This is a genomic window from Anaerovorax odorimutans (genome assembly GCF_024459955.1).
Lineage (GTDB): Bacteria > Bacillota > Clostridia > Peptostreptococcales > Anaerovoracaceae > Hominibacterium > Hominibacterium odorimutans_A.
On the sequence record NZ_JANFXK010000059.1, the window covers coordinates 1 to 1,115 of the forward strand.

Sequence of the window (1,115 nt, forward strand, 5' to 3'; positions counted from 1 at the left end):
TCAAAAGATCCATTTGTTTTATCTCCGCCAAAGTCTCTGGCTCAATATATGCCAAGAGAGTCACCTCCTTCCACCACTGAAAAAAGCCAATCAGTCCTCAGACCAGTCGGCTAGTAAATCCAATCCAACAAAAAACCCCCTGGATCTGTTTTTTCAACAATTCCAGGGGATATCCCTTAAAATTCCTTTATTTGATCTGTTCCTCAAGGAAATCCTCGATTCGCTTGACAAACCGTTCTGCGTTTTCGTGCTGTTCTTTGACTTCCTGCTTCGATACCACATAAAATTCGCCGTAGTCGCTTTGGGTCCGCAAGGAAAAAGCCTCTTTGGCGATTTGCGCGTATTCCACTTCCAGCAATCCTGTTTTAATGTAGTCTTTATTGAAATTCGCTAACACGCCGGAGTGCTTTTTAAACCCACGGCCATCCAGAGCAAAGAGTGCGCTCATTGCGTGGAAAATCGCATAATAGGATCGGTTTGCGCTGTCTGCGTAAAAATCTTCACTCAATAAAAGGTTTGATGCTTTCAGGCATGAGTTGGCTTTTTCGATTTTGTATCTTGCCAGTGCGATATCATCTTGTTTAGGCAACGAACTCAACTCCTTCTTTTATGACATTTTTAAAGAAAGGTGATGACCCTTTCCATCGTTCAAAGGTTGCTTTATCTTGTAACAGAAGAGAAACTACGATGTCATACTGCAAATCCAGTTCCAGGGAAAAATCAGAAAAAGCACGGTTGAATTCCTTGACCTTACTTGCAGGTAAATCCACGATGACCATCACATCAATATCCGATTCATCATCATAATCTTCTCTGGCATAAGAGCCATACAAAATGACCGAGTTCAGCTGACTGCCAAATTCGCTTTTTGCCCGCTCACAGACACGTTTAAGAATTGCGTCCAGGGTATCTTTGCTGCACATTGCTTTATCTCCTGTTCCTTTATTTTTCGGCCGAAGCAGGCCGTCTTTCCTTCTAGTATGCCTTAATTGTTAGCTTTATTATACCATATGACGACCGAAGCGCGCATCACATTTCAGCGTGGTCGTTTTGACTTGATAATCTGCTTTTTTACAAAATTCCCATCCGCTGCGCCAGCCGGTAGCAATGTATGT

Annotated in this window: 2 protein-coding genes; both read right to left on the reverse strand. The window is 42.7% G+C overall.

What is annotated here, in order from left to right:
* Positions 1–187 precede the first annotated feature (187 nt).
* Positions 188–589, reverse strand: a complete 402-nt coding sequence (locus tag NE619_RS17780) for a HEPN domain-containing protein (RefSeq protein ID WP_256133831.1) — start codon at positions 587–589, stop codon at positions 188–190.
* Complete coding sequence (locus NE619_RS17785) at positions 582–923, reverse strand: nucleotidyltransferase domain-containing protein (protein ID WP_256133832.1); 342 nt, start codon at positions 921–923, stop codon at positions 582–584. Before NE619_RS17785 ends, NE619_RS17780 begins: the two co-directional genes overlap by 8 nt.
* Positions 924–1,115: the final 192 nt, after the last annotated feature.